The organism is Hymenobacter sp. APR13 (assembly GCF_000737515.1).
Taxonomy (GTDB): Bacteria; Bacteroidota; Bacteroidia; order Cytophagales; family Hymenobacteraceae; genus Hymenobacter.
This window is the reverse complement of sequence record NZ_CP006587.1, coordinates 4752402-4772653: the sequence shown is the minus strand read 5'-3', so window position 1 is coordinate 4772653 and position 20252 is coordinate 4752402. Positions and strand designations below refer to the sequence as shown.

The following is a 20252-nucleotide window of genomic DNA, read 5'->3' as shown; positions in this document are numbered from 1 at the left end:
TACCTATCCTCAGGAGCCGGTGCGGCGCAGGGTCATTTCCAGCGTTTGCTGCCACTTCTGCCCATCGCGTGAGAACTCGCCCACTTCGTGCCAGTGGCCCTCGGGGGTGAGTCGGATGGTGAAGCGCACCTGCCCCCCACTGGGGTAGGCAAAGCCCCACTGCATAGCCCGGCCGCCCGGCAGCGGCGTGGCCTGGGCGTCGATGAACTGGCCCTGGTGCGTCATGGAGCGCATGCGGTAGGTGGCGGTGGCCGCGTCGTAGCTGAGCGTGGCCAGGGCCTGGTGCACGGGCTGGCCCGCCGGGGTGCGGCCCAGGCCCTGCACCAGCAGGGCCACGCTGTCGAGGCGCACCTGCACCTGCTCGGTTTGCTGAAACGGGTACTTCTGCCCATCAGGGGCCAGCGACCAGCCGTCGCCCTGCCAGGTGCCGGCCAAAAACTGCAAGGGCCGCATCTGACGGCGCAGCTGCTCGGGCGTGGGGGTGGCGGGGCGCTGAGCGTAGGTGGGCAGGGAGGCAAGCACCAGCGGCAGCGCAAACGAATGCAGATGTAGTCTCATAGATGAAGGAATATAGGTGGGAAAAAGGTGGGAAGTGTGGCCGGCGGGCGCTTTCCGCAGGGCTCACTCTTCCGCACAAGCAGGCGCATCGTTAGATGCCTGCTGTGTTGTATGAGCAAGCGTAGCAGAGAGAAGCGCCAGGTGTTGAAGACACTTTTGCTGAGTTGTCCGACAAAGCCGGCCGATTCTCCAAGGGTTACTCCTTTGAGAGGCAGGAAGTGCATTTCAGCTCACTCAGGAGGACTGTGAGGTGGGGCTTTGCAGGATTCCGGACGGGCTGCGGTGTACCACGGGACTGGGTACCCCAAGCACCCGCTTTCTACTTGACAACTGCCAGGGCAATCGGCAGGAATACCAGTAGCCCATTGCCCAAATAATGGACGATAAATCCACCCCACGTAGTTTTTAGCGAGTACGCTGCATAACTCACGGCCAAGGTGGTAGGCAGCAAGTACACTATCATCCAGGGGTACAGGGGAAAATGAAACAAGCACCAGAAAAGGCCATGGTACAGCCAGGTTAACTTTCCCCACGCAAGTTCCTGGCGTGGCAGCATGTAGCCTCTAAACCACACTTCCTCCCCCATAATGTTGAAAACCGTCAGGAAGGTGAAATAGACGGGAAGCACCCAATAGGCGCCACGCAAGGAAACGCCCATGAAGGTGAGTAGCTCACCAAAGGGAGGGGCCCGAAGCGGGTTGAGCACGGCCGGAAGGAATGCCGGCGGCGCAAAGGGCCCGTAAGAAGCAAGCAGGGCCGCCGAAGGCAGCAACAGGCCCGAGGCCAAAAAACTCACCGCGAATAAACCGGTGGATATCCCCACCGTTCGCCAGGTAAGCGTGTGCAGCCGGAGTCGGTGCCGCCAGCACGCCAGGTTATTTTCAGCCGCCACGCCCACAACTGCGGCAGTTAGCATAAGGGCAAGCGGCAGGCTATAGCTAAAGATAAAAGACCAGAATTCAGACAGTCCATTTCGATGCAGATAAGGCATCAGATGGTAAACAGAAAGCCGAAAGATTCCCGCTGATATGCTAAATAACAGCACGGATTGTCTGGTGGTCAGCGGTTGCAACGTCATCACGGCTTCTGAGTTGTTAATAGGGTTTTACAACATGATGACGCTTTCTTCCCCAGAAGCTGCCACATTATTGCAGACGAAACATTTCGTCTCGCTCGGTGTAGAGTTGCACCAGGGCGGCATCGGTACCCAAAATTATCAGTGGAGCAGGTGGTTGGCAGACGTAGTAGCCGTGGGGGCAGCTGATGCCAGGTGTGCGGTTGAAACTGCAGGGTGTCGGGCTGCCCGCCGCGCACTAGGGCTGGCTGGCGGGTGTCATCGGTGAGGGGGCGCGGAAAAACAGACAGGCTTCCGGCCGCGGTGGCGTACACCACGCTCAGCCAGTTGCTACCCCGCAAGGCCGGCAGCCGCACCCGAAACTCACGGGAGCCGGGGGCGCCGGGCGGATGGGTAGTAGCGCTCCAGCCGTGCCGGCGGAAGTAGTCCCGGGCAGCTGGCTCCGTTGAGGGGCGGCCGGTGGCGCGCAGCTCCCACTGAAACGTGCTGCGGCGCGTCCAACCCCGGGGCCCGCGCACGTACAGCTGCTGCCCCAGCGCAGCCGAGGCGTGCAGCACCCACACCGAGTCGGCATTGGCCAGGTACACGTGCGCCCAGCCAGGGGCGGCAGCCTGCACGCTGAGGTAGAGCGTATCTGCCCGCCGCCGCAGACGGAGCGTCTCGCCGCTGCTGAGTACGTGGCGATGGCCCCCGGCCCCGGCCGCTTTCGTCAGGGGCCTCAGGGCGGTGGCACCCGGAGTCGCGGGCGGCCCGGGAGCAGTGCTTTCGTTGAGCGGCAGCCAGTCCACCAGACCAAGCCACCAGAGCATCAGGCACGTCACTGATTCAGGTTCGCCGGCGCGCGGGCCGGGCCTGGGGGTTGAACGCAAGCGCCAGCCCAAGCCAGTAGGCCAGTTCCTGAGGTAGCCGCAGCGTGGCAGCTTCCACGAACGCATACCCGCGGTACTCGCGGCCACGCTGCTGCATAGGGCGGGCGCCGGGCCGTTGCATGGCCTGCTCGTGCTGCTGCGGGTCGAAGCGAAACATCACGTCTTCCGGCCCGATGCTCACGCACATCTTTCCGTTCAGCATGAGCGTGGTTCCCCGGAACATGGACTGGGCCTCCACCACCCCGGCGGTTTGCAGAGCATCGTACAAGGGTGGCAGCAGGTCGTCGGTGGCGGACATGGCAGAGCAGCTAAGGCAGTGACGAGAGGACAGCGCGCCGGCAGGCTGGCGCAGGGGCCCAAGTAATAGACGGACGGGCAGACCGCCTGCTTCTTTTATGCAAAGCGAAGCCCCCGGCGGGCAGGCCGTGCGGCCACCGGGACGAGCCGATGCGCCCCGGCGGGCAGGACGCTTAGTTGGCCGCTTCGGCGGGCTTGGCGTCGTCGTTGCGGATGGCGCGCTTGGCGCGCGCGCCCTGGCCGGCCGCCTTGCCAAAGCGGTAATCCAGGCTTAGGCGCAGGCCACGCACGTATACCAGCACGTCTTCCTGCTGCGCAAACTCGGGGGTGCGGAAGCTATTGGCCAGGTTCACGGTGGCGCCCAGCGGGTTGTCGGTAATGACGGAGAGCGTGGCGCGGCGGGCCCACAGCTGCTTTTGCAGGCTCAGGGAGTAGAAGTAAAAGGCGCGCTCCTCGCCCTGCAAACGCAGGCGCGGCGAACTGTAGAAGCCCGTGAGCTGAGTGCTCCACTCGCGGGGCAGCTGGTAGCTGGTGTTCAGGTTCAGCGAGTACACCAGGCCTTGTTGCCGGGCGGGCAGGGCGGCGCTGCGCAGGCGCTGGTAGTACGCGGTGCTGCCCCCGCTCAGGCTCCAGCGGGAAGTGGGCTTGGCCGAGACGTACAAGCTCAGGCCCACGCTGGCGTTGCGGGCGGCGTTGGCGTAGCTCACCCGCACTAGGTCGTCGGCCACGGCCGTGCGCACCTGCTCAATGGCGTTGCCCGTCCGGCGCCAGAAGAGGCTGCCGCTGAGTGAGGTGCCCTTGGCCGAGTAGGTGCTGGCCGCCAGCTCGTAGTTGTCGGTCAGCTCGGGTACCAGCGTGGGGTTGCCCTGAAACACCAGGCCCGGCGCGCTCAGGTTGGGGTAGGGATTGAGGAAGCTGAGCGTGGGGCGCTGGATGCGGCGGGTGTAGCTGGCCCGCAGGCTGCGGCTGGTAGCGGGCGCGTAACTCAGGCTCAGGCTGGGCAGCAGGTTGGTGAAGGTGGCCGCAAAGGCGGCCGCCTCGCCGGCCACAAGGCCGCGCAGGTCGGTGTGCTCCAGGCGCAGGCCGGCCTGGGAACTGAGCTGCTTGTGCAGCTGCACGGTAGCCGAGCTGTAACCAGCCCACACCAGCTGGCGGTAGTCGAACGCGCCCGAGGTGCCGGGCGGGGTGGGCAGCGCCTGGCCCGAGGGCAGCGCCTGGCGCGCCACGGTGAAGTCGCTCAGTACCCGGCGCCGGATGGATTTTCCGCCGGTTTCCAAGAGCACCTTGGTGCCTAGGGGATGGGCGTAATCGGTTTGCAGGGTGGTTTCGAGGTTGCGGGCCAGGTTGCGGCCGGCCTCGCGCAGGGTGGCCGGAACGCCGGTCAGCGGCAGCTCGTCGAAATCGTAGGTGTTGCGGCTGCGGTTGAGGGTGTGCAGGGCCAGCAGGCTCCACTCGCGGCGGGGCTGGGCGAAGGAGCGGGTGTAGGTGGCCGAGAAGTCGGCGGCGGGGGTGCGGGTGCGGCGCGTGAGGTCCCGCTGGTACTGCTGGGCCAGGTCGGGGCGGGTGGGGGCGGCGTAGGAATAGGCCAGGTCGCTGTCGAGGTCGAACAGAAAGCCCGTGCCGGTGGCATTCAGGGCCAGGGCGCTGCGCTCCGAAAAAGCGTAGTCGAGGCCCAGGCGGGCGTTGGCCGAGCCCCGCACGTAGTCGGAGCGCAGCTGCTGGCGCAGCTCGCCGCCGGGGCCGAAGTCAAGGCGGCGGGTATCGGCTGCGCTGGGGCCGTAGCTGCCGAAGCTGCCCAGGGCCCCGCTCAGCCCTATGTTGCCGCGGCGGTAGCCGATGGTGCCGTTGAGCGAGGAGCTGCGGTTGCCGGCCGAGGCGCCCAGCGTACCGTTGAGGCCCGGGGCAGTTTCCTTGCGCAGCACCAAGTTAATGATGCCCGCCGACCCTTCGGCGTCGTAGCGGGCCGAAGGACTGGTGATGACCTCCACGGCCTTGATTTGCCCGGCCGGCAGCTGGCGAATGGCGTCGGCCACGCCCGCCGCCACCAGGCCCGAAGGGCGCCCGTTGATGAGCACCTGCACGTTGCCCGAGCCCCGCAGCTGCACGTTGCCGTTGGGGTCCACGCTGAGCTGGGGCACCCGGCGCAGCACATCGGCAGCCGAGCCGCCGCGGTTGGCGGGGTCTTTCTCAGCGTTGTACACGGTGCGGTCGGGGCGGTTTTCCACCAGGTCCCGCTCGCCGGTCACGGTCACTTCGGCCAGCTGGCGCACCAGCGGGGCCAGGGGCAGCGCACCCAGCTCGGTGGCGGTGCGGGCGGCGGGCGCCACGGCCAGCTCCCGGGCCCGGTAGCCCAGAAACGACAGTCGCAAGCGGGCCGGGCCAGCCGGCAGCCCGCGCAGCTGAAAGCGACCCTGCTCGTCGGCCACGGCGCCGGCCAGCGGTACGGTGCCGGTGACCGGCAACACGGCCACCGTGGCAAAGGGCACGGGCTGGGCGGTGAGCGAATCGAGGACCTGCCCGGTAAGGCGGGCCGTGCCGGTGGCCAGGGCAGTAACGGCCGGGGCGGGCGTTGCAGCGGGTGTTTGGGCAAGCACCGGGGCAGAGCCCAGCAGCAGCAGGAAAGGCAGGTAGCGCATGGTAGTGAGGCGGTTGGGTTGATGACGAAACGAACCTAGCCCAACGCCGACCCGGTTGCCAGCCTTTTCCGGCCGGTAGCGGCCGGCGCCGCCGAATGGTGGCCGGCAGCGCCCGGCGCCGAACGGCCCGGTCTGGCTCTGGCCCACGTGCTTTCCCGTCACCCGGCGCTGCTGGCCGCCGTTGGGCGCCGCCAGCCGCTACTGAGCCCCTTGCCGTAGCAGTTGTGCGGGGGGGGCGGTATACTTGTGCGCTGCCGACAATCGGCCGCTCGTTCGCTTACTTAGGCCAACTGCTCATGGAACTGTTGTCTGCGGCCGTCCCCGCGCCCCGCGCCCGCCTCACCGGCCGGAGCCTGGGGCTGCTGGCCATTTTCTATCTGCTGTTCGGGCTGTTTTACGTGCTGATTCTGGCCTGGGGACAGGAGCAGCTCGATTTGCAGCTGTTCCGCACCTACGCCCTGCGGGTGCTGCTGCTGGATTATCCGCTCAAGGCCCTCTGGACGGTGCCCCTGTGGCTGCTGCTGTTTCGGACCCGGCTGGAGCACCTGAGCGGCCCGCTGCGGCTGCCGGTGCTGCTGCTGCTGCTCGGCGGCTGGCTGCTGGGCTGGTACTGGAGCTACTACGCCGTGCTGGGCTGGCTGCTGCCCGAGCAGATTAACCCCTTCGTACGGCGCTGGGATGTATATATTCCCGCCTTGTTCGGGGGCTTGCAGTTGGGGCTGCTGCAGCTGCTGCGCTACGAGGAGCAGCTGCGCCACCGTCAGCAGCAAAGCCTGCAGCTGCAGCAGCGCGCCCGCGAAAGTGAGCTGGCCGCCCTGAAGGCCCAGCTTAATCCGCACTTTCTGTTCAACACGCTCAACTCCATCAGTGCCTCGGTGCCGCCCGAGTTGGAGCACACCCGCGAGCTGATTGCCCGCCTGGCTCACACCTTCCGCTTCGTGCTGGATGCCTCGCGCCATCCCGTGCTTCCCCTGCGCGCCGAGCTGGCGTTTCTGCGCAGCTACCTGGAGCTGGAACAAGCCCGTTTCGGGGCGCGGCTGCGGGTGGAATTTGCCGTGGAAGAGGTGCTGCTGCCGGTGCCCCTGCCGCCCATGCTGCTGCAGCCCCTGGTGGAAAACGCCGTGCTGCACGGCATTGGTCCGCAGGTGGCCGGCGGCACGGTGCGCGTGCGCGTGCAAGCAGCCGGGGCCGGGCTTCGGGTCGAAGTGGAAGATACCGGCCGGGGCCTGCCGCCGGGCCGCAGCGGCGCGCAGGTGCTGGCCGAGGCTACCGGTGTGGGCCTGCGCAACACCCACGCCCGCCTGCTGGCCCTGGGCAGCGCCGGCCTGGAGCTGACGCCGCTGCCGCCCCAGGGCCTGCGCGTGGCCTTCACCCTGCCACTATCCCCCGGTGAGGCGCCGACTGCTCTTGGTTCCCGTGCCTCCGTTGCTAGTACCCAACCGGTGCCCGGGGTGGCGGCCGGCGCCCCTTACTGATTGTACTGTCTGCTGTAACCCACTCTGTTTTACGCTATGTCCGCCCTAACCACCTTGCTTGTCGACGACGAAGAACCGGCGCGTCTCATCATCCGCCAGTATCTGGCTGACTTCCCGCAGGTGCAGATTATCGGGGAATGCGCCAACGGGCCGGACGCGGTGGAAACCATCGGGCGGCTGCGGCCTGAACTCATCTTTCTCGATGTGCAGATGCCCGGCCTGAGCGGCTTCGAAGTGCTGGCCCGCCTGGAAGTGGTGCCGCGCGTCATCTTCTCCACGGCCTACAACTACTACGCTGTTAATGCCTTTGAGGCCGGCGCTGTGGACTACCTGCTCAAGCCCTACGACCGGGCCCGGTTCCGGCAGGCGGTGGACCGGGCCCTGCAGCAACTGTCCGCCGGCCCTGACGAGGCCTTGCAGCGCTTGCTGCTGCAGTTGCAAACGGCCATTCCTCTCGCGCCCGCGGCGGCCCCGGCCGCCTATCCGCCACGGCTGTTTGTGCCGCAGGGGCCGCGCCTGGTGGCCGTGCCCGTGGACAGCATCCGCTATGCCGAGGCCGCCGGCGACTACTGCACCCTGCACACCGGCACCGGCCGCCACCTCAGCAACCTGGGCATCAGCCAGCTGCAGGAGCGCCTCGACCCGGCCCGCTTCCTGCGCGTTCACCGCTCCTACTTGGTGGCCCTAAATGCCGTGCGGGAACTGGAGCGCGACGGCAACGGCGGCTACTACCTCACCCTTGACGACAGTCAGATCCTGCGCGTGAGCCGCTCGCACGCCGAAGCCCTGCGCCCGCTGCTGGGGTAATACCGGTCAGGTATTGCGGGGAAATGAACCGCAGCGGAATCCCCGCTGCTGCTTATGTAACATTTGTACTAAACTTTTAACCAAGGCCAGCGCTGCTGCACGTACGCTTGGTCAGCCGCCAGAAACCGGTCCGGTCCACGGGAAAGAAGCGGCCGGTCGCCTCGAAGTAGCCGCCCTGCAGCACGAAGCCGCCCCGGCTGTGCGGGGCCAGCAACGTGGCTAGGAACCGGGTGGCCCAGTTGGGCAAGGCGAAGAGGAGCTGCCGCTAGGAGGGATTAAAAACAGGGGGCTAGTCGAAGGCGTGACGCTGGGTCGCATCGAGTAAAGACAAGTGGCGGGCCATGAGCAGGAAGTGAATCCTAAAAGTAGCTGTCTTGTCCTAAAATGAGTTGACCATCAATCCCCGCAGATGGAACACTTATTTCTGTTACGCAAGCAGGCGCATGAGTTGAAAATGCGCCAGATGGTCGAAGAAATCACCTTTGGCCGCCACACCATTGAGTCGGCGATGAGCAAGTACCAGGTGCTCACCCGCTCGACCGTTACCAAGTGGGTGGAACGTGTCCGGCAAGAAGAGCTGGCCCGTACCCAAGCCATGGAAAACACCGCGAAAAAGCCACCCACGACGCTCGTCGAGCAAGTGGTGCAGCACGCCGATGCGCTGACCGGGCAGGTCAAGCAGTTGCAAAAACAGCTCGAACAAGCCGAGTTGCAGGTGCTCTATTACAAGCATGTAATTCGGGTGGCCGAGCAGGAGCTGGGCCTAAGCATCGAAAAAAAGTCCGTTACCAAGTAGTCCAGCTCCTGCGAGTAAGCTGCCCGCACTTTTGCCTGCGGCGGGTCAGCGGGGTACTTGGCTTCAGCCGCCAGGCTTACTACCAGCACCAAAACCGACAATTCACCAGCGAGCAGCGCGAACAGTACGTGCTGGACCTGGTCGCCAAAGTGCGGGAGGACCACCCGCGCATGGGCGGCAAAAAGCTGTACTATCTGCTGCAAGAGCAGTTTATGACCCAAGGCATCAAGCTGGGCCGGGATGCCCTCTTCGACTTGCTGGCCGCCAACAACCTGCTCATCCGGCGGCGCAAGCGCAAGGCCATCACCACCTTTTCCCGGCATAAATTCCGCAAGTATACGAACCTGATTAAGAACCTGACACCCTTACGGCCCAATCAGGTTTGGGTGGCGGACATCACGTACTGGTTTACCGAAGCCGGCTGCCTGTATATCTCGTTGCTCACCGACGCCTACTCGCACCGCATCATGGGCTTCGCCGTGGCCGAAACGCTGGCCACGGTCCACTGCCGATGTGCGCTGGAAATGGCCCTGCGCCAAATCAGCAAGCGGGCCGGCCGCCACCTGATTCATCACAGCGACCGCGGCATTCAGTATTGCAGCCAGGAGTACCTGGCCCCGTTGGCAGCGTGGCATGTGCAGGTGAGCATGACCGAGAACTCCGACCCGCTGGAGAACCCCGTGGCCGAACGCATCAACGGCATCCTCAAGCAGGAGTATTTGAGTCACCAGCCCGTACGTTCCCTAGACGAAGCACAGCAACACCTCGAACGGGCGGTGTTTCTCTACAACTACAAACGCCCCCATCTGAGCTGCAACTACCAAAGCCCCGACGAAGCACACCGCAGCTGGGGGCCGCTGGAGCGACGAAGGAAAAACTACTACAAACCACCCGGAGGAGACGAACCAAAAGTCAGTAATTTTAGGACTACCACCGAAACGGTCAACGCAGACCCGGACTACCACTAAACGGTCAACTTATTTCAGGACAAGACAAATCAGCTAGCTTGTACAGTGAAACGAACGTATTTCTGTACAAGTAAGCAGGCGGCGCCCGTTGGGGTAAAGCCAAGCCAAAAGAAGCCGATTTGGTACTGAAAACTTGTTCAGCAATCAAAGTACAGTTAAGGGTACTTTCGTTACGGACAACCTGTACTTTGCCCCATGAAAATCGGCTACGCCCGCGTCTCGACCCGCGACCAGAACCTGGAACTGCAACTCGATGCCCTGACCAAAGCCGGCTGCGAAACCATCTACCAGGAAAAGGTGTCCGGGGCCAGCGCCAACCGCCCGGAACTCAAGCGGCTGCTGACGTAGCTGCGCACCGGCGACACGATCTATATCTACAAGCTCGACCGCCTGGGACGCTCGCTCAAACACCTGCTGCAGGTGGTGGGCGACTTGCAGCAACTGGGCGTGGGCCTGGTGTCCCTCACCGATGCTATCAACACCACCTCCGCCTAGGAACGGCTCGTATTTAACCTGTTCGCTTCGCTGGCCGAGTTCGAGCGCGAACTGATTCGCGAACGCACCCACGCCGGGCTGGCCGCGGCCCGCGCCCGGGGCCGGGTGGGCGGCCGCCAGTGGGGCCTCTCGGAGCAGGCCGAATGCATGGCCATCATCGCCGAGACGCTCTTCCGCGAGCAGCAAATCGGCGTAAACGAGATTGCCCAGCACCTGCATATCTCCGATGTAACCCTCTACAAATACCTACGCCACCGCAAAGTGGTCATCCATGCCCGCCGAAAGGCAGCCGCTGGCACGGCCACCGATTGACTTTTGCACCAAACTTTTAACCAAGGCCGGTTGTCGTGCCGGTAAGCGCTTAAGCCGATTGACCCACACTTTTTGATGCTCTCCATTGCTGATACATTGGCGTGATCTGAACGCTGGGCCAATTTAGTTTACCTGCTGGCGGTGGCTGAAAGCCAGCTCCAATCAACAGCTCTTCGCGGCCGGGTATTATCTTAGGACTTCCTCTTGGATTAGGCGCTTTGTAACGCTACCTGTCGCTGCTTAAGCCTCTGTTACCTTACTGCTCTCTTTCTCAAACTATAATGCTGCTGCTGCTGCTCGGCTGGCTGGCCTACTACACCTTGCACAGCGTGCTGGCAGCCACCAGCGTCAAAGCAGCCGTGGCCGCCCGCTGGCCCCGGGTCACCCACTACTATCGCCTGGCCTATAACGTGCTAGCCGCTGTACTGCTTGCCGGCCTGCTCTTCTATCAGCAACAGCGGCCCTCCACTGCCCTCTGGGAGCAACGGTCCGGTCTGCTGATTACTGGCTATGCGCTGCTACTGGGCGGGACGGGACTCGGCCTGCTGGCCTTACGGGGCTATAACCTAGCCGAATTTGGCGGCTGGGGCTACCTGCGGCCGGGGAACTTACCTGTCAGCACCGACCTGAACACATCAGGGCTCAACGCCCGGATGCGGCACCCGCTTTACACGGGGCTGCTGCTGGCCCTGGCCGGGTACCTGCTGGTAGCGCCTACCCTGCCCCACCTGATAAGCGTGGCCTGTTCGGCGCTTTACGTGCTGGTCGGGGTCCGGCTGGAAGAGCGGAAGCTGCGCCACCACTTTGGCCAGGCCTACACCCACTACCAGACGCGGGTTCCCATGCTGCTACCCCGACTACGCAAACACTAAGCGTCCGGGTCGTTTTCCTTCGCTTCCGGGGCAGAGCCCGACGCTCCGCTGCAGACTGTTACGCGCCAGCATCCGACTTGCCACCAGGCGCTGTCGCATCTACAGGGCGGGGCGGCCTGAAAAACAACTGATAGAAGCCCAGGATGCGTCCTTTGTCGAGCAGGAAAAACAGGGCCGTGCAGCCCACTGTGGTAGCCACGATGACGGCAAAGGTGATGGTCTGGATGACGGCCCCGCCTGGCAGCCCGCGCTGAGCCGGCAGCGTGGCCAGCACGGCTGCCCCCAGCCCCTTGGGAATCATGATGCTCATCAGGGCCATATCGAACTGAGGCGTCTGGCGGTCAGCGGCGGCCAGCACCACCGGAATCCGGACCAGGAACAGCACCAGAGCCATCGCTACCCCCAGCGCAATCAGCCACGGGTCATCGAGCACAATGGATAGCCCCACGTAGACGAAAAAGAACGTGCGCAGCAGAAACACGATTTCCGCGAAAAAGTCCTTTTCCACGGTTGTCAGCTCCACCGTGCGCGCGGGCAGGACCGCCCGCAGCCAGCCGCGCCGCAGCAACGGCAGATTGCCCACCGCAATACCAAAAAACAGCACCGCAATCGGCCCGCTGAATTGCAGCAGCTCCACCACGCCGTACAGGATGAAGGCAAAAGCCGGGGTGGAAAACCGGGTTTTCAGCAGCGTAGGCACCCGGTGTAGCAGCGCCAGCCAGAGGTAGCCGCCGCCGGCCCCGGCCAGCAGCGCGCCCACCAGCGCCAGCACCAGCTGGCCGGCCAGCGTAACTACATTGAAAGAGGAACTGGTATAGAAGCTGATCAGGGCAATGGGAATGCCCAGCGTGTACACGTCACTAAACGCCGATTCCATGACCAGCGTGGTAGCCGTCTGGGGCAAAATAGTGACCTGCCGGGCCAGCGTCGTCACCACGGCCGAGGACGTGCCGCCCAGGATGGTGCCCAGAATCAGGCAGCTCAGAAAGTCCAGGTCGGTCAGCCATTGGGCCAGCGCCGACACCACCAGCGCCGTGACCACAAAGTTGAGGGTCGTCAGCAGCACCGTGCCCCGCAGCGCCGAGCGCAGCTGCTCGAAGCGCACTTCCAGTCCGCTCTCAAACAGGATAAACACCAGCACCAGATTGGTGAACACCCGGCCCGCCCGGCCAAACGCGCTGGGATCAATCAAATGAAACACCGGCCCCAGCAGCATGCCTACCAGCAGCAGCCCCACGACGTCGGGTACTTTGGTGCGCTGGAAGAGCTGGGCCAGGTAATGGCCCAGAAAGATCAGGAAGCCGATGAGAATGATGAGTAGCGGAGTAGTCATTGGCAGGTAAATACCCAGGGGATGCGCGAGCTGTCCTTAACGGGAAAGGAAATTCTGGGATAAAGTACCCACTTTCAACGCCCGGCCCGCATCTGCTATCGCAAACCGGGTAGCCTCCCACAGGAAGCTGCCAGGTTTGGGGCAGGTCGCGCGCGGCAAACAGCTACATTTTCACCCGCTTGGCCAGATCGTCCAGGGCCGCCTTGAATTCGGGCGTGTCGTACTCGGCCATGCCGTCGTGGCGGGCCGCTACCTGCCCGTCCGGGTCCAGAATCACCGTGGACGGAATGGAATTGGAATCAAAGGGTGGGGCTAGCGGGCCGGCGGGGAAGTACACCGGAAAGGTGTAGCCCTGGCGCTTGAGCATGGCCTGGGCCTTGGCGGGGTTTTCGTCGAGTGAAATCATCACGAAAGCCACCTTCCTGGGGTCCATCTTCTTATAGAGGGCGTGAATGCCGGGCATCTCGGCCACGCAGGGCGGACACCAGCTGGCCCACAGGTTCACGAATACCACCTTGCCCTGCAGCTCGCGCAGGTTGACGGCCTTGCCGTCGGGCGTGGTCAGCGCAAGGTTGTGCGGGTAGGCGGCCCCGCCCGTAAGCACCCCGGGCGTAACGGCCGGGGCCACCGGCACGTCGGCGCGCCACAGGCCCGTGGCCAGCAAGCCGCGCTGCAGCGTGCCGAGCACCGGCTTGCGTAGCGGCGTGAACAGAATGAGGGCAAACAAAGCCAGCGGCAGCCACTGGGTGAAGGTGGAACGGGTCATGGGGCAGGGAGTGTGGAACTGTAACCGCAATCAAATGAAAATTTGTTCATATATCTAACACAAACCAGCGGCGCGGCGGCTGACCCGCCCCGGCGGCCCGGCGGCTACCCCGCCCCGCCCCCGCAGCTATGCCCCGCGTGAGCGCCAAACGGGAACAATTCTACAGGCCTGCTTGTATACATGAACAAATGATCATACATTTGCCTACGATATGAGCCCGACGACCGCCGCCACCGACCTGAACCTGACCACTGAGAAGATGGAGAAGGTGGCTTTTATTCTGAAGACCACGGCTCATCCGACGCGCATTGCCATTGTGCAGCTGCTGGCCAACCAGCAAAGCCTCTCGGTAACGGACATCTGCGAGCAACTGGGCTCCGAGCAAAGTCTTACCTCGCACCACCTCACGGGCATGAAGCTCAAGGGAATTCTCAGCTCCCACCGCGAAGGCAAAAACATCTTCTACTCGCTGAAAATGCGCGAAGTGGTGGACGTGATTCAGTGCCTGGCCGGCTGCACCTTCCTGTAGGAAGGCAGCCTTTTTTTTACCGCAATACATGAACAACCCTTCATAATTACATACGTTCACCTGTTCCTGCATGCTTCCTACTCTCGGTTACTTCGCGGCCATCTTCATCGGGCTTTCTCTGGGCATTATGGGCGGTGGCGGCTCCATCCTCACGGTGCCGGTGCTGGTGTACCTGATGGGCGTGAGCCCGGTGCTGAGCACGGCCTACTCGCTATTCGTAGTGGGCTCCACCTCGGTGGTGGGGGCTACGGGTTACTTCCGCAAGGGGCTGGTGTCCATTCCCACGGCGCTGGTGTTTCTGCTGCCTTCGCTGGCGGCCGTGTTTGCAGTGCGCAAGCTGCTGATGCCGGCCATTCCGCACGAGCTGTTCACGGTGGGCGGCCTCACGGTCACCAAGGACCTGCTGGTGCTGGTGGCCTTTGCCGTGCTGATGGTAGTGGCCGCCACGTCCATGATCCGCAGCAAGCAGGCCGAAGAGGTGCTCGACCACGAGCTGGGCCACCGGGCTCCGCTGAACTACCCGCTTGTTCTGGGTATCGGGCTGGTGGTGGGCACGCTCACGGGCTTTGTGGGCGCGGGCGGCGGCTTTCTGATTATTCCGGCCCTGGTGCTGGGCGCGCGCCTGCCCATGAAGCTGGCCGTGGGCACCTCTTTGGCCATCATTGCCCTGAACTCGCTCATCGGCTTTACCGGCGACTTGAGCGCCGGCACGCCCATTGCCTGGTCGTTCCTGCTGGGCTTTCTGGCCTTTGCCCTGGTGGGCATCGTGCTGGGCACCTACCTGGCCCGCTTCATTCCGGGCGCCAAGCTTAAGCCGGCCTTTGGCTGGTTCACGCTGGCCATGGGCACGTTTATTCTGCTGCGCGAACTGGTGTTCCGCCACGGGTAGGTTCTCGCTGCTTTCGGCATAGCTGAATTCCTGCTTTTCTCTGCTTTCTCCTTCACCGCTTTTTCAACCGTTTGCCGTCATGAAAATCGAACAGTTTGAAGACAAGGGCCTGGCCCACTTTTCCTACGCCATCCTGAGCGAGTGCGCCCGCGAAATCGTGCTCATCGACCCCGCCCGCGACCCGCAGCAATACTACAACTACGCCAAAGCCCACGACGCCAGGATTGTGAGCGTCATCGAAACTCACCCCCACGCCGACTTCGTGAGCAGCCACCTGGAAATTGCCCAGGCCACCGGCGCCGTCATCCGCGTGAGCCGGCTGCTGGGGGCCGATTACGCCCACGAGGCCTTCGACGAGGGCCAGGAGTTCACGGTGGGTAAGCTCACGTTCCGGGCCCTGAACACGCCCGGCCACTCGCCCGACTCCATCAGCATCGTGGTGAGCCGCGAGGGGAAGGACGAGGCCGTGTTCACCGGCGATACGCTCTTTATCGGCGACGTGGGGCGGCCCGACCTGCGCGAGAAGGCCGGCAACATGACCGCCAAGCGCGAGGAGCTGGCCCGGCAGATGTACTACTCGCTGCGCGACAAGCTGATGCCCCTGGCCGGCACCGTGCTGGTGTACCCGGCCCACGGCGCGGGCAGCCTCTGCGGTAAAGCCCTGAGCGGGGCCAACAGCAGCACCATCGCCGACGAGAAGTTCGGCAACCCCATGCTGCGGGACATGAGCGAGGAGGAGTTCGTGCGCGAGCTGCTCCAGGACCAGCCCTTCATTCCCAAATACTTCGGCTACGACGTGGCCCTCAACAAAGCCGGCGCGCCCGCCTACGCCCCCAGCGTGCAGCAGGTGCCCCGCCTGGCGGCCGGCACCGAGCTGGAGGCCGGCGTGGTCGTTATCGACTCGCGCCCAGAAACCGAGTTCAAGCGCGGACACGTGGAAGGCGCCATCAACATCCAGCAGGGCGGCAAGTTTGAAACCTGGCTGGGCTCGATTGTAGGCCCCGAGGAGCGGTTCTACCTGATTGCCGCCGACGAGGCCACGCTCGAGGACCTGATTCAGAAAACGGCTAAAATCGGGTACGAAGCCCTGATTAAAGGCGCGCTGGTGGGTACTCCGGCGACCGAGGCCACGATCCCTCAGCTGGATGTGGACGCTTTCCGCCAACACCCCGGGCAGTACACCATCGTGGACATCCGCGCTGCCACCGAGCACCGCGACGAGCCCATTTTTGCCGGGGCCCTGAGCATTCCGCTGCCCGAGCTGCGGGAGCGGGCTTCTGAAATCCCCTCCGGCAAGCCCGTGGTGGTGCACTGCGCCGGCGGCTACCGCTCGGCGGCGGGCTCCAGCATCGTGGCCGACGCGCTGCCCGAGGAGGCTACGGTGTACGACCTGGGCGAGGCCGTGAAGTCGTTTCAATCCGCAGCGGCCGCCCACTAGGGCCCGCGCTGCGCGCCCCTTCCCTCCTGTTTCTACGCTGCAACTACCATGTTTGACTTTTTGAAATTCTCCACTCCCGCCTACCGCAACCTGACGCCCGCGCAATTTGCCGAGAGCCTGCGCCAGCCCGGCGCCCTGCTGCTGGACGTACGCCGCCCCGACGAGTTTGCCGGCGGCCACCTGCCCGGGGCCCTGAACATCGACGTGACGGCGCCCGACTTCGCCCGCCGCGTGGCCATGCTGGACAAAACCCTGCCCGTCTGCGTGTACTGCCGCAGCGGAGCCCGTTCGGCCAGCGCCGCCGGCCAGCTTACCAAAGCCGGCTTCTCCGACGTGGCCAACCTGCTGGGCGGCGTGCTCGACTGGCCCCACGCGCTGGTGCGCTAGGCTGCTGGCCCGGCCTACTACCTGTTAAGCTGCCCGGCCGGCGGCCCTGCTGCCGGCCGGGCTTTCGTTTCCCCACTTTTCTTCTGATCCGCTTTTTATGCTGGAATTACTTCGTCAGCCCTGGCCCTGGTACGTGGCCGGCCCGCTGATTGGCCTGACGGTACCGGCCCTGCTGCTGGTGGGCAACAAGGCCCTGGGCATCAGCTCCTCGCTGCGCCACGTGTGCGCGGCCTGCGTGCCCGCGGGCATTCCGTTTCTGAATTACAACTGGCGCGCCGAAATCTGGAACCTGTGGTTTGTGCTCGGCATCGGCCTGGGCGGCTACGTAGGCTACCAGCTGCTGGGCCACCCCGACACCATTGCCATTTCGGCCGAAACCGTGCGCGACCTGAAGGCCCAGATGGGTCTGACCGACTTCTCGGGTTTGCTGCCCAGGGAGCTGTTTGCCCTGGAAAACCTGGCAAACTGGAAAGGCTGGGTGTTTCTGGTGCTGGGCGGCTTTCTGGTGGGATTCGGCACGCGCTACGCCGGGGGCTGCACCTCGGGCCACGCCATTTCGGGCCTCTCCAACCTGCAGTGGGTGTCCTTGGTAGCCGTCATCGGCTTTTTCGCGGGCGGCCTGCTCATGACGTGGGTGTTCTACCCGATGATGTTCTAATTCCCCTTGCCATGAGCGCCTCTTCGCTGCCCGTCGAGTTCTGGGATGCCCGCTACGAAAGCGAGCAGTACGCCTATGGCACCGAGCCCAACGCCTACTTCCGTCAGCAGCTGAACAGATTGCCGCCTGGCCGCCTGCTGCTGCTGGCCGAGGGTGAGGGCCGCAACGCCGTATACGCCGCCCGCCAGGGCTGGCAGGTCACGGCCATGGACTTCAGCCACGAGGCCCGGGCCAAAGCCCAGCGCCTGGCTGTGGCGCAGGGCGTGCACCTGGACTACCAGGTAACCGACCTGATGGCCCTGAGCTGGCAGCAGCCCGGCGCCTACGATGCCATCGGGCTGATCTACGCGCACCTGCCGCCCATGGCCCGCTGGGCCGTGCACGCGGCGGCGGCCGCCAGCCTGGCCCCGGGCGGCCACCTGATGCTGGAGGCCTTTAGCCCCCGCCAACTGGGCTTGTCTTCGGGCGGGCCCAAGGCCGCCGAGCTGCTCTACGAACTGGCTGATCTGGCCAGTGACTTTGCCGCGCTGCGCGTGCTGTACAACCAGGAAGCGGCCGTGGTGCTGCACGAGGGCGCCTTTCACGCCGGCCCGGCCCGGGTTGTGCGCCTGCTGGCGACCCGCCCTTAACTTCTTTTCTTCTGCTACTTCACATGAAAAATCTGAAATACCTGGTGCTGGGCGTGTTGTTCGGCATCATCCTCACCAAGAGCGAAGTCATCAGCTGGTTCCGCATCCAGGAGATGTTCCGCTTCCAGGCCTTCCACATGTACGGGGTCATCGGCTCGGCCATTGTGGTGGGCATGCTGTCCATTCAGCTCATCAAGCGCAACCACCTCAAAAGCCTGGACGGCGAGCCCATTCGCATTGCCGACAAGAAATTCAACCACGGCACCTGGATCGGGGGCACCATCTTCGGGCTGGGCTGGGCCCTGACCGGCGCCTGCCCGGGCCCGCTGTTCGCGCAGCTGGGCAGCGGCGTGGCCTCGGCCGCCGTGCTGATTCTGGCCGCCCTGGCCGGCACCTGGACCTACAGCGCCCTGCGCGAGCGGCTGCCCCTGTAGCTCCCGGCAACGGCGGCGTACCGTGATGCAGACCAGCCCCGCACTTACTCCGGCCGGCCGGCGGCTGGTGGCCCGGGCCCTGATTGGGCTGGGCCTGCTGCTGCCATTAGCCGGCCGGGCCCAGCAGGCCCGCCCCGCCCCTACCCTGCCGACCACCGGCGGCGACCGGACCCGGCCGTACGCGCCGCCGCCCCCGGCGGCCGATACCGGGCGCGCCCGCACCCTGGCCGAAGCCTTCGGTAAGGGTCGCTGGCACGGCCGGGCGCGCAACTACTTCATGGCCACCCTAAACCGGGGCGACTACCCCGATTACTATGCCAACGGTCTGGGAGCGGGGGCGCGGTTTGAGACGGCCCCGCTGCATGGCCTGCAGCTGGGAGCCGGCGGCTTTTTCTGGGCCAACCTGGCTTCCAATGACCTGACCACCCCGGATGCCCGCACTCAGGCCGTGAGCCGCTACGAGGTGGGGCTCTTTGACGTGGCCAACCCCGGCCGCCGCCGCCTCACGGGCCGGCCCGAGGAGCTGTTTGTGCGCTACCGCCGGCGGCAGTCCACCCTGACGCTGGGCCGGCAGCTGCTGACCACGCCCCTGCTCAACCCCCAGGACGGCCGCCTGAGCCCGAGCTACGCCCAGGGCATGTGGCTGGAAGTGCGCGAGCTGCCCGCCACCACCCTTACGGCCGGCTGGCTCACGGCAATGGGTGTGCGCTCCACTACGGACTGGGCCTCGGTTGCCGGCTCGGTGGGGTTGTACCCGATGGGCGTCACCGAGGCCGGACCGCGGGCCGCCTACGCGGGCCGGCTGCGCAGCCGGGGCCTGGGCGTGGTGGGTTTGCGCCACCGCTGGGGGCCGCGCACCACCGCCCAGGCCTGGCACTACTACGCCCACAACCTGTTCACCGCCAGCTTCGCGGAGCTGACCAGCGCCCGCCCGGCCGGGGCCGGCCAGCTGAGCGCCGGGGCGCAGTACCACTACCAGTGCACGGCGGGCCAGGGCGGCAACCCCGATCCGTGCCTGGCTTATAGCGCCCCCGGCCGGCAGGCTCACGCCCTGAGCGCCCGCCTGGGCTATGAGCAGGGCCCCTGGAGCCTGAGCGCCAACTACACCCGCGTCACCCGCACTGGGCGCTTCCAGTTTCCGCGCGAATGGGGCCGGGAGCCGTTCTACACGGTTCTGCCCCGCGAGCGGAACGAGGGCGTGGGCGGCCTGGACGCCGGGGCCCTGCTGGCCGGCTATTCGCCGGGGCGGGTGCCAGGCCTGAAAGCCGAGGCAGGTTACGGCCACTACTACCTACCCGACGTACGCAACGCCCGCCTCAACAAGTACGGCATGCCGTCCTACACCCAGTTGAACGCTTCACTGAGCTACCCCTTCGGGAGCTGGGCCCGGGGCCTGCGCGGGCAGCTGCTGTACGTGCACAAAGGCCGGCTGGGCCGCACCTACGGCGAGGCCCGCTACGAGGTCAACAAAGTGCACATGCACCTGTTGAACGCAATTCTCAACTACGACTTTTAGCTACCCCCACCTGGGCTGCCAGGACTATGATCATCAGGCCGACCGTGGTGCAGTCGGTGGGTGTTCATTATGCATCGTTTTTCCCGCTTAAATCCCTGCGTACCGCCTGCTGTCTTCCGCCATTCTGCTGTTACTGATTTAGCCCCCTTTTACGGGTCTGGTGAAGCAGGTGCGGCAGGAGTCGGGGCGCTACTTTGCCAACCGTTTGCCGGTGCTGCGGGCCTGCTTGTACGAGAGGCTAGCGCTGATTGAGGCGTCAGACTTACCTGGAACAGGTGCTGATGCCGAACGGCTTGTAGAGCGGGCAGAAGCCCACGAAGCTGGTCAGCACAAAGATACCGGCCACTACGAGCAATCCGGTGGCTACCGGCCCGCTCAGCGAGCCGGTCAGGTACAGGACAAGGACAGTGAGGGCGGCTACTACCCGCAGGGCGCGGTCGGCGGTGCCCATGTTTCGACGAATAAGCATGGCAGATCCAGGATTAGTTGACACCCAAAGGTGGGGTAACTGCC

At 64.8% G+C, this 20252-nt stretch carries 21 protein-coding genes and 2 pseudogenes; 14 read left to right on the top strand and 9 right to left on the bottom strand.

What is annotated here, in order from left to right; translation table 11 throughout:
* Positions 1 to 9: 9 nt before the first annotated feature.
* The 5 genes from N008_RS20100 to N008_RS20085 all read right to left on the bottom strand — a co-directional run bounded on the left by N008_RS20100 (position 10) and on the right by N008_RS20085 (position 5435).
* On the bottom strand, positions 10 to 558 hold the full coding sequence (locus tag N008_RS20100; RefSeq protein WP_044018041.1) for a hypothetical protein: 549 nt from the start codon (positions 556 to 558) through the stop codon (positions 10 to 12).
* A 319-nt stretch (positions 559 to 877) separates the two neighbouring features.
* Entirely contained in the window at positions 878 to 1636 is a 759-nt protein-coding gene (locus tag N008_RS20095; RefSeq protein WP_410471206.1) for a CPBP family intramembrane glutamic endopeptidase, read from the bottom strand.
* The gene (locus N008_RS23415; protein WP_156109438.1) at positions 1636 to 2442 is read right to left on the bottom strand and encodes a hypothetical protein; all 807 of its coding nucleotides are present in this window, start codon (positions 2440 to 2442) and stop codon (positions 1636 to 1638) included. Before N008_RS23415 ends, N008_RS20095 begins: the two co-directional genes overlap by 1 nt.
* Positions 2443 to 2458: 16 nt before the next feature.
* Entirely contained in the window at positions 2459 to 2800 is a 342-nt protein-coding gene (locus tag N008_RS20090; RefSeq protein ID WP_044018039.1) for a TfoX/Sxy family protein, read from the bottom strand.
* A gap of 172 nt (positions 2801 to 2972) precedes the next feature.
* Entirely contained in the window at positions 2973 to 5435 is a 2463-nt protein-coding gene (locus tag N008_RS20085; RefSeq protein WP_044018038.1) for a TonB-dependent receptor domain-containing protein, read from the bottom strand.
* Between the two features lie 296 nt (positions 5436 to 5731).
* On the opposite strand from N008_RS20085, the gene N008_RS20080 reads away from it, so the two are divergent.
* Entirely contained in the window at positions 5732 to 6910 is a 1179-nt protein-coding gene (locus N008_RS20080; RefSeq protein ID WP_052381794.1) for a sensor histidine kinase, read from the top strand.
* A gap of 36 nt (positions 6911 to 6946) precedes the next feature.
* Positions 6947 to 7717 carry a LytR/AlgR family response regulator transcription factor gene (locus tag N008_RS20075; protein WP_044018037.1) on the top strand — a complete coding sequence of 257 codons (771 nt, stop codon included), beginning with the start codon at positions 6947 to 6949 and terminating at the stop codon, positions 7715 to 7717.
* A gap of 76 nt (positions 7718 to 7793) precedes the next feature.
* Here the strand turns inward: N008_RS20075 and N008_RS23410 are convergent, their stop codons facing one another.
* Positions 7794 to 7964, bottom strand: a complete 171-nt coding sequence (locus tag N008_RS23410; RefSeq protein ID WP_156109437.1) for a hypothetical protein — start codon at positions 7962 to 7964, stop codon at positions 7794 to 7796.
* Between the two features lie 162 nt (positions 7965 to 8126).
* Between N008_RS23410 and N008_RS23940 the strand changes: the two genes are divergently transcribed.
* From N008_RS23940 to N008_RS20055, 4 genes and pseudogenes are all read left to right on the top strand, one after another.
* Positions 8127 to 8513, top strand: coding sequence for a hypothetical protein (locus N008_RS23940; protein ID WP_231569753.1), 387 nt, complete (start codon positions 8127 to 8129; stop codon positions 8511 to 8513).
* Positions 8480 to 9481 (top strand): annotated as a pseudogene (locus N008_RS20065) (IS3 family transposase); the annotation flags it as partial. The gene N008_RS23940 and the pseudogene N008_RS20065, both read left to right, overlap by 34 nt.
* A 195-nt stretch (positions 9482 to 9676) precedes the next feature.
* A pseudogene (locus tag N008_RS24210) lies at positions 9677 to 10267 on the top strand (recombinase family protein); the annotation flags it as partial.
* 302 nt (positions 10268 to 10569) lie between these two features.
* Positions 10570 to 11160 (top strand): methyltransferase family protein, encoded by a 591-nt coding sequence (locus tag N008_RS20055; protein ID WP_044018034.1) that lies wholly within the window; start codon positions 10570 to 10572, stop codon positions 11158 to 11160.
* A 58-nt stretch (positions 11161 to 11218) separates the two neighbouring features.
* Here N008_RS20055 and N008_RS20050 read toward each other — a convergent pair whose 3' ends face one another.
* Together N008_RS20050 and N008_RS20045 are read right to left on the bottom strand one after the other, a co-directional pair.
* Positions 11219 to 12493 carry a cation:proton antiporter gene (locus N008_RS20050; RefSeq protein ID WP_044018033.1) on the bottom strand — a complete coding sequence of 425 codons (1275 nt, stop codon included), beginning with the start codon at positions 12491 to 12493 and terminating at the stop codon, positions 11219 to 11221.
* A 163-nt stretch (positions 12494 to 12656) separates the two neighbouring features.
* Positions 12657 to 13259: a TlpA family protein disulfide reductase gene (locus tag N008_RS20045; protein ID WP_044018032.1), complete on the bottom strand. Its 603-nt coding sequence runs from the start codon at positions 13257 to 13259 to the stop codon at positions 12657 to 12659.
* 211 nt (positions 13260 to 13470) lie between these two features.
* Between N008_RS20045 and N008_RS20040 the strand changes: the two genes are divergently transcribed.
* The 8 genes from N008_RS20040 (at position 13471) to N008_RS20005 (ending at position 19739) form a co-directional block, all read left to right on the top strand.
* On the top strand, positions 13471 to 13788 hold the full coding sequence (locus N008_RS20040) for an ArsR/SmtB family transcription factor (RefSeq protein WP_071884580.1): 318 nt from the start codon (positions 13471 to 13473) through the stop codon (positions 13786 to 13788).
* A 70-nt stretch (positions 13789 to 13858) separates the two neighbouring features.
* Complete coding sequence (locus N008_RS20035; protein WP_044018031.1) at positions 13859 to 14677, top strand: sulfite exporter TauE/SafE family protein; 819 nt, start codon at positions 13859 to 13861, stop codon at positions 14675 to 14677.
* A 79-nt stretch (positions 14678 to 14756) separates the two neighbouring features.
* Entirely contained in the window at positions 14757 to 16115 is a 1359-nt protein-coding gene (locus N008_RS20030; RefSeq protein WP_044018030.1) for an MBL fold metallo-hydrolase, read from the top strand.
* A gap of 60 nt (positions 16116 to 16175) precedes the next feature.
* A complete protein-coding gene (locus N008_RS20025) occupies positions 16176 to 16502 on the top strand; it encodes a rhodanese-like domain-containing protein (RefSeq protein ID WP_197062911.1) in 327 nt (108 codons plus the stop codon).
* A gap of 97 nt (positions 16503 to 16599) precedes the next feature.
* Entirely contained in the window at positions 16600 to 17160 is a 561-nt protein-coding gene (locus N008_RS20020) for a YeeE/YedE family protein (RefSeq protein ID WP_044018028.1), read from the top strand.
* Positions 17161 to 17171: 11 nt separating this feature from the next.
* Complete coding sequence (locus N008_RS20015) at positions 17172 to 17789, top strand: class I SAM-dependent methyltransferase (protein ID WP_044018027.1); 618 nt, start codon at positions 17172 to 17174, stop codon at positions 17787 to 17789.
* A 23-nt stretch (positions 17790 to 17812) separates the two neighbouring features.
* On the top strand, positions 17813 to 18223 hold the full coding sequence (locus N008_RS20010; protein WP_044018026.1) for a DUF6691 family protein: 411 nt from the start codon (positions 17813 to 17815) through the stop codon (positions 18221 to 18223).
* Positions 18224 to 18248: 25 nt separating this feature from the next.
* Positions 18249 to 19739 (top strand): OprD family outer membrane porin, encoded by a 1491-nt coding sequence (locus N008_RS20005; RefSeq protein ID WP_052381793.1) that lies wholly within the window; start codon positions 18249 to 18251, stop codon positions 19737 to 19739.
* Positions 19740 to 20001: 262 nt separating this feature from the next.
* Here N008_RS20005 and N008_RS20000 read toward each other — a convergent pair whose 3' ends face one another.
* Positions 20002 to 20208, bottom strand: a complete 207-nt coding sequence (locus N008_RS20000; protein ID WP_316963298.1) for a DUF2892 domain-containing protein — start codon at positions 20206 to 20208, stop codon at positions 20002 to 20004.
* Between the last annotated feature and the right edge of the window lie 44 nt (positions 20209 to 20252).